The organism is Nocardioides sp. AE5 (genome assembly GCF_031844485.1).
In the GTDB taxonomy this organism is placed as follows: domain Bacteria; phylum Actinomycetota; class Actinomycetes; order Propionibacteriales; family Nocardioidaceae; genus Nocardioides.
Genome location: NZ_JAUZVI010000003.1, coordinates 356975 through 363990 on the forward strand (window position 1 = coordinate 356975; position 7016 = coordinate 363990).

Sequence of the window (7016 nt, forward strand, 5' to 3'; positions counted from 1 at the left end):
CAGTTTGGAGTCAACGCCGTGCGGCCGGCAGGCCGAGCGCCACGTAGCCGATGATGTCGCGCTGGATCTCGTTGGTGCCGCCACCGAACGTCATCACCAGCGAACTGCGGAAGTAGCGCTCCAGGCGCCCGGCCAGGGCGGCCCCGGGTGAGTCGCTGGTCAGGCCAGCATGCGGGCCGACGATCTCCATCAGGGCCCGGTAGACCTCGGTGGCCAGCTCGGAGCCGTAGACCTTCGTCGCCGACGCGTCCGCAGGGGAGAGGGAGTCGATGCTGGAGGCGAGCTTCCAGTTGACCAGGGTCAGCGCCTCGGTGCGGGCATGCGCCCTGCCGAGCAGCACCTGCACCCACTCGGCGTCGATCACCCGCGATCCGTCGGGCGCCTTCGTCTCCTGTGCCCAGCGGCGTACCTGATCGATCGACTCGACCAGCGCCGCGGAGGAGGTGAGCGCCACCCGCTCGTGGTTGAGCTGGTTGGTCATCAGCGACCAGCCGCCGTTGAGCTCCCCGACCAGGTTGCCCACCGGCACCCGGACGTCCTCGTAGTACGTCGCGCTGGTGTGGACGCCGGCGACCGTGTGGACCGGGGTGTAGGAGAAGCCGGGGGAGTCGGCCGGCACCAGGATCATCGACAGGCCCTTGTGGCGGGGCAGGTCGGGGTCGGTGCGGCACGCCATCCAGATCCAGTCGGCGTACTGGATCAGCGAGGTCCACATCTTCTGCCCGTTGATCACCCACTCATCGCCCTCGCGCACGGCGCGGGTCTTCAGTGAGGCGAGGTCGGTCCCCGAGCCGGGCTCGGAGTAGCCGATGGAGAAGTGCAGGTCGCCGGCCAGGATCTTCGGCAGGAAGTATTCCTTCTGCTCGTCCGTGCCGTAGCGCATGATCGTGGGGCCGACGGTGTTCAGCGTGAGGTAGGGGATCGGTACCCCGGCCACGGCAGCCACGTCGGTGAAGATCAGCTGCTCGATCATCGAGCGGTCCTGGCCGCCGTACTCCTTGGGCCAGCCGATCCCCAGCCAGCCGTCGGTGCCGAGCTGGCGGATGACCTCCTTGTAGGTGGTCGCATCCCCGAACTCTCCGGTGGCCATCGAGAGGGCGGCGCGGCGCTCGGGGGTGACCAGGTCTGCGAAGTACTCCTGGAGTTCGCTGCGAAGGCGTTCCTGGGCGGGTGTCAGGGCGACGTACATGTGGTAAAACTATAACGTGTTCTCGTTTTGGTCCATAGGTTCGCGGATCTTGCACCAACCGCCCAGGAGGAACTGCCATGTCTGACGCCCGACTTCTCGACCAGGGATCGGCCCCCGAGCGCTTCGCCCGCGGCTGGCACTGCCTGGGCTTGGCGGACACGTTCCGCGACGGCAAGCCACACTCGGTGGAGGCATTCGGCACCAAGCTGGTGGTCTGGGCGGACAGCCAGGGCGAGATCAAGGTGCTCGACGGCTACTGCCGGCACATGGGCGGCGACCTCACCCAGGGGACGGTCAAGGGTGACGAGATCGCCTGCCCGTTCCACGACTGGCGCTGGGGCGGCGACGGCAAGTGCAAGGCGATCCCCTATGCCCGCCGGGTGCCGCTGCGCGCGCGCACCCAGACCTATCCGACCGTGGTGCGCAACGGCCAGGTCCTGGTCTGGCACGACGTCGAGGGCAGCGCCGCGGACATGGAGATCCTGCCGCCGGAACTGGAGGGCGTGGGCACCGACCGCTACACCGACTGGACCTGGAACGTGCTCGACGTACCGAACGCGCACTGCCGCGAGATCGTCGACAACGTCGTCGACATGGCGCACTTCTTCTACATCCACTTCGCCTTCCCGACGAACTTCCGCAACGTCTTCGAGGGCCACATGGCAACCCAGTTCATGGAGTCGACCGGCCGCCCGGACATGGCCGGCGAGGGGTACGGCGACGAGGACCTCGTGCTCGAGTCCGTGGCCACCTACTACGGCCCGTCGTACATGATCAACTGGCTGACCACCGACTACAAGGGATTCATCACCAAGGTCATCCTGATCAACTGCCACATCCCGACCGGGCCCAATTCGTTCAAGTTGCAGTACGGCCTGTGCGTCGAGAAGCCCGAGGGGCTCGACGACGCCACCGCCAACTACATCGGCAAGAAGTACTCCGACATGTTCGGCGACGGCTTCATGCAGGACGTGCACATCTGGCTGAACAAGGCCCCCGTGCAGAACCCGCTGCTCTGCGAGGAGGACGGCCCGGTCTACCAGCTGCGCCGCTGGTACGAGCAGTTCTACGTGGACAAGGCCGACATCACCGCCGAGATGACCGACCGCTTCGAGTTCGAGGTCGACACCACCAAGGCGAATGAGTACTGGCGCCAGGAGGTTGCCGAGAACCTTGCCCGCAAGGCCGCCGAGGACGCCGCCCAGCCAGCGGGCGCCTGATGGCCTACATCGTTCCCAACGACCCGGACACGCTGGAGGACCAGCGCCTCTACACCCGGGCTCGGCTGGTCGAGGTAGCCTGCCAGGACTGCCTGGCCCGGGTCGGGGTGAAGAAGAACAGCGAGCACCACACCTCCATCCAGTGGTCGGGACAGGCGCTGTCCGACTGCCAGGAGTTCGCCAGAATGTCGTCGGCGCCCGACGGGCGTCCGGTCCACGTGACGTGTCCCCGGCTGCTCGCCAGCATCGAGGGTGCGGCCCGCGCGGGCGAGATCCCCATCGGAGCAGAAGATGGATACTGATTCCTACGTCCTTCCCGTCCTCGACGTCATCGCCGAGACAGCCGACGCCGTGTCGGTCGTCTTCGACGTGACCGGGGAGGCCGAGGGCCACTTCGACTACAAGCCGGGTCAGTTCCTGACCGTCGCGGTGCCCAGCGACCAGACCGGCCTCGCGGCGCGGTGCTATTCGCTGAGCAGCTCACCGATCAGCGGTGCCCCGCTCACCATCACCGTCAAGCGGACTGCCGACGGGTACGCATCGAACTGGATCGCGGACAACCTCAAGGCCGGCGACACGCTCCGGGTGCTGCCGCCCAGCGGCATCTTCAGCCCGGCCGACCTGGGCGCCGACCTGCTGCTCTTCGCCGGAGGATCCGGCGTCACCCCCATCATCTCGATTGCCCGCGCCGCGCTCGAGGCCGGAAACGGCAAGATCGTCGTCTTCTACGCCAACCGCGACCAGGACTCGGTGATCTTCGCCCGCGAGTGGGCCGAGCTCTCCCAGGCACACCCGGACCGGTTGATCGTGGTGCACTGGCTGGAGTCGCTCCAGGGCCTGCCGTCCCAGGACCAGCTGAAGGCGTTCGCCGCCAACTTCGCGACGTACGACTCGTTCTGCTGCGGCCCGGCGCCGTTCATGAAGTCGGTCTCCCTGGCGCTGCGTGAACTCGACTTCCCGCGCGAGCGCCGCCACCAGGAGAAGTTCGTCTCCCTGGGCGGCAACCCCTTCGGCGACGTGGAGGAGCTGAAGAAGGCCGAGGAGACCCTGGCCGATGCCGACGACCACGAGGACGGGGACGCACCCGCGCTCAGCGGCCCGGTCCACCTCGAGGTGGAACTGGACGGCGAGCACCACACCTTCGACGACTACTCCGGCAAGGAGGTGATCCTCGAGTTCCTGGAATCCAAGGGCATCGAGGCACCGTTCTCCTGCCGTGAGGGCAACTGCTCGGCGTGTGCCTGTCTGGTCCTCGAGGGGGAGGTCGCGATGAAGAACAACGAAGTCCTCGACGAGGCGGACCTGGCCGACGGGGTGCGACTGACCTGCCAGGCCACGCCGCTCACCGAGAAGCTGAAGATCACCTACAACGGCTGAGCCTGCCCAATCCGGCGGGCCGCCGGCGACGAACCACCTCGTGAGCCTATTCCCGAGGATCCGAGGTACCCGTCGTGTGGACACTTGCACTGATCGGCCTCGTCGGCGGACTGATCACCGGGGTCTCCCCGTGCGTCCTGCCGATGCTACCGATCATCTTCTTCGCCGGTGGCTCGGGGGAGAAGAAGAGCCGCAGCCGGGTGCTGTTGATCATTGCCGGGGTGGTCACCAGCTTCAGCCTCTTCACGCTGCTGGGCACCGCACTGCTCACTGCGCTCGGGCTCCCCGATGACTTCCTCCGCTGGGCCGGGCTCACCGTGCTCAGCCTGGTCGGCCTCGGACTGATCATCCCGGCACTGGGCCACCTGATCGAGAAGCCGTTCTACCGGCTCCCCAAGGTCACCCGCAACGATGGCGGCGGCTTCCTCCTCGGACTCGGCCTGGGCACGCTCTACGTGCCGTGCGCCGGACCGGTCCTGGCGGCCATCACCGTGGCCGGGGCCACCGGCCAGGTGGGCACCGGAACCGTGGTCCTCACGGTCAGCTTCGCGATCGGGGCAGCGCTGCCCCTGTTGATCTTCGCCGCTGCCGGCAACAACATCGCGGCGCGGATCGGTGCCTACCGGCGCAAGGCACGTGCCTTCCGGGTAGCCGGAGGGGTGGTGCTCATCGCGCTGGCCGTCGGACTGGCCTTCAATCTGACCGACGTGATCCAGCGGAATCTGCCGGCGTACACCGCAGGCATCGAGGAGCGCCTCGCCGAGTCCGAGACCGTGCAGGGTGCGCTGACGCCGTTCGAGACCGACGAGAACCGGGAACTCTCCAAGTGCACGCCCGGCGACGACGAACTCGCCTCCTGTGGAGCCGCGCCGCCGTTGCGCGGCACCCAGAAGTGGTTCAACACCCCGGACGGCGGCCCCCTCGCGCTCGAGGACCTCAAGGGCAAGGTCGTCCTGCTCGACTTCTTCGCCTACTCCTGCATCAACTGCCAGCGCGACCAGCCCTACATCCAGAAGTGGTCCACGGCGTACGCCGACGCCGGCCTCGAGGTGGTCGGGGTCCACTCGCCGGAGTTCGCCTTCGAACGGAGCGCCAGCAACCTGGCGGACGCCCTGGCGAAGGAAGGCACCACCTATCCCGTGGTCCAGGACAACGACCTGAAGACGTGGACCGCCTACCGGAACCGTTACTGGCCGGCCAAGTACCTCATCGACGCCGAGGGAACCGTCCGGGCAATCAAGTTCGGCGAGGGCAGCTATTCCACCACCGAGAAGCTGATCCGCGAACTGCTGCGCGAAGCCGACCCGTCGGCGGAGCTGCCGGCCCCGGTCACGGACGTCGACGAGCCGGTGGCCACCAGGGACCGCACGCCCGAGTTGTACCTCTCGGCGTACCAGTCGACGGGCTATGCCGGCACACCGCGGATCGGCCGGACGATCCTGGACTACGAGCTCAACGAGGACCAGCCGGTCAACACCTACAGCTATGGCGGACGGTGGGAGCCCGGCCAGGAGTCGTTCGCGACCACGGACACCTCCCGGTTGCGCCTGCACTTCCGCGGCCGCAACGTCTATCACGTGATGTCCGGCACGGGAGTGGTCACGGTGAGCCGATCGGGAATGCCGGACACCACCATCGAGGTGGACGGCACACCGAACCTCTATCCGATCGTCGAGGGCGACGAGGTCCTCGACGAGACCCTGACGCTCTCCTACACCGAGGGCATCGAGGTCTACACGTTCACCTTCGGGTGAGCGTGCGGCGACTGTTCAGGCAGCCCATTCGAGGGCGATCGGGGTGAAGTAGAGCTCACCGGTGCAGCCGGACGGGAAGCCGAGCCGGCGACCCGGTGCGATCGGGGTCGGTGGCGCGTTTGAGAAGTGGACGTGCCCGGTCGGGGTGGTGATCTGCACCCGATGTCGCTGTGGCCAACGGCTGACCACCTCGTGGCGCCAACCGGGGGATTCCTTGGCGTAGTTGCAGTCCGCGCAGAGCCCCTGCCCGTTGTCGTACGCCGTCGAGCCGCCACGGGCCCTGGGAGTGACATGATCGCCGTGGCGAGGTGGTGCGTTGCATCCTGGCGTGCGGCAGGTCTCGCCGTCGCGAGCGAAGACGAGGCGACGGAGTCCCGGGCGGAAGAGCATGCTGCGGCTGTCCATGGCGATCAGCGAGTGGTCGTCCGGGTTGGTGAAGATCCGTCGATCATCACCCGCAGGTCCGGATCGGCGAGCAGGTCCGCGGCGATGCCCATGGGCAACGGTCCATGGCCACGCAGGTGCGCGGGCGTGGTGCGGTCGGCGCCGAGCAACATCTCGGCGCTCATCACCAACTGGACCTCGACCCCGCGCGCTGGTGCGGCGCCATCCTCGTGGTCGGCACCGGGCGAGGTTGCACCAGCGGGTTCGAGGAGGGAGCGGTTGAGCCGGTCGGTGAAGGTGTCGGCGACGATCTGGTCGCGGGTGCGCTCGTCGCCCATCGCACGCCGGGCGTCGGCGAACTCGCGCATGGACTGCATCGCAGTGATCGCTTCCTCGGCCGGCACCTGCCCGGTGATCCGGGCCATTCCGTCGCCGATGCCGCGCATCGTCACCCCGCCTCGCTCGCAGGCGCGGCGGGCCCGTTCCTCGGCACCGACCGGGTCCAGTTCGACGGCGATCCGGCGGGCGGCGAGGGTGAGTTCCCTGGTGCCCAGCGTGCCGTAGCGGTGGCCGAGGGTGGCGTCGGCACGCTGCCGCTGCTCGGGCGAGAGATCGGCGGTCTCCCGGACCAGGATCATGGCCTGGTCCTCGTTGAGGTCACCACGACGAAGGGCGGCCAGGGCGGCCGGCATCTCTGTGGTCAAGGCCCGCGCCAGGGCCACGTGCTGCCGGGCCAGGTGCGGTGACTCGCGCCGTGCCAGGGCGACCTCGTGCGCGACGCCGCGTCCGCAGCGCCGGGTGGGAGCTCCTGCTTCGGCGTCCGAGATGCGCCGCTGCCGGTGGAGTTCGGAGGTCAGCGCCGCCTTGGCAGCAGCAGCCGACGAGGTGAGCCGTTCCAGCACCGCCAACTGGTCCACGATCTCCCTGTCGCTCAGCCCGTCCGCGGTCAGTGCCGCGAGCAGGTCCGGCAGGAAGTCCAGCCCGTCCGGCCCGGACGCAGCGCTGTCGCCGACCGGGCCGGAGGAGGCCCGATCGGGGTCGCGGTGCAGCTGGTCCTGGAGCATGCTCCGAGGCTACGGAGGGGGCCCGACA

7 protein-coding genes are annotated in these 7016 nt (G+C 68.2%); 4 read left to right on the forward strand and 3 right to left on the reverse strand.

Features of this window, described 5'->3' with window-relative positions:
* Positions 1-10: 10 nt before the first annotated feature.
* The gene (locus Q9R27_RS07490; protein ID WP_311251728.1) at positions 11-1189 is read right to left on the reverse strand and encodes an acyl-CoA dehydrogenase family protein; all 1179 of its coding nucleotides are present in this window, start codon (positions 1187-1189) and stop codon (positions 11-13) included.
* A gap of 77 nt (positions 1190-1266) precedes the next feature.
* Between Q9R27_RS07490 and Q9R27_RS07495 the strand changes: the two genes are divergently transcribed.
* The 4 genes from Q9R27_RS07495 (at position 1267) to Q9R27_RS07510 (ending at position 5540) form a co-directional block, all read left to right on the forward strand.
* Positions 1267-2409 (forward strand): Rieske 2Fe-2S domain-containing protein, encoded by a 1143-nt coding sequence (locus tag Q9R27_RS07495; RefSeq protein ID WP_311251729.1) that lies wholly within the window; start codon positions 1267-1269, stop codon positions 2407-2409.
* Positions 2409-2711: a hypothetical protein gene (locus Q9R27_RS07500; protein WP_311251730.1), complete on the forward strand. Its 303-nt coding sequence runs from the start codon at positions 2409-2411 to the stop codon at positions 2709-2711. The genes Q9R27_RS07495 and Q9R27_RS07500 overlap by 1 nt, the downstream gene beginning before the upstream one ends.
* Positions 2701-3786, forward strand: a complete 1086-nt coding sequence (locus Q9R27_RS07505; RefSeq protein WP_311251731.1) for a ferredoxin--NADP reductase — start codon at positions 2701-2703, stop codon at positions 3784-3786. Before Q9R27_RS07500 ends, Q9R27_RS07505 begins: the two co-directional genes overlap by 11 nt.
* A 74-nt stretch (positions 3787-3860) precedes the next feature.
* Complete coding sequence (locus tag Q9R27_RS07510) at positions 3861-5540, forward strand: cytochrome c biogenesis protein CcdA (RefSeq protein WP_311251732.1); 1680 nt, start codon at positions 3861-3863, stop codon at positions 5538-5540.
* A 15-nt stretch (positions 5541-5555) separates the two neighbouring features.
* On the opposite strand, the gene Q9R27_RS07515 is transcribed toward Q9R27_RS07510, so the two are convergent.
* Together Q9R27_RS07515 and Q9R27_RS07520 are read right to left on the reverse strand one after the other, a co-directional pair.
* Entirely contained in the window at positions 5556-5945 is a 390-nt protein-coding gene (locus tag Q9R27_RS07515) for an HNH endonuclease signature motif containing protein (protein ID WP_311251733.1), read from the reverse strand.
* Positions 5946-5950: 5 nt separating this feature from the next.
* On the reverse strand, positions 5951-6988 hold the full coding sequence (locus Q9R27_RS07520; protein WP_311251734.1) for a DUF222 domain-containing protein: 1038 nt from the start codon (positions 6986-6988) through the stop codon (positions 5951-5953).
* Between the last annotated feature and the right edge of the window lie 28 nt (positions 6989-7016).

Coding starts and splice junctions, on each gene's coding strand:
- Q9R27_RS07490 (WP_311251728.1), bottom strand. CDS start 1,189: ATGTACGTCGCCCTGACACCCGCCCAGGAACGCCTTCGCAGCGAACTC.
- Q9R27_RS07495 (WP_311251729.1), top strand. CDS start 1,267: ATGTCTGACGCCCGACTTCTCGACCAGGGATCGGCCCCCGAGCGCTTC.
- Q9R27_RS07500 (WP_311251730.1), top strand. CDS start 2,409: ATGGCCTACATCGTTCCCAACGACCCGGACACGCTGGAGGACCAGCGC.
- Q9R27_RS07505 (WP_311251731.1), top strand. CDS start 2,701: ATGGATACTGATTCCTACGTCCTTCCCGTCCTCGACGTCATCGCCGAG.
- Q9R27_RS07515 (WP_311251733.1), bottom strand. CDS start 5,945: ATGGACAGCCGCAGCATGCTCTTCCGCCCGGGACTCCGTCGCCTCGTC.
- Q9R27_RS07520 (WP_311251734.1), bottom strand. CDS start 6,988: ATGCTCCAGGACCAGCTGCACCGCGACCCCGATCGGGCCTCCTCCGGC.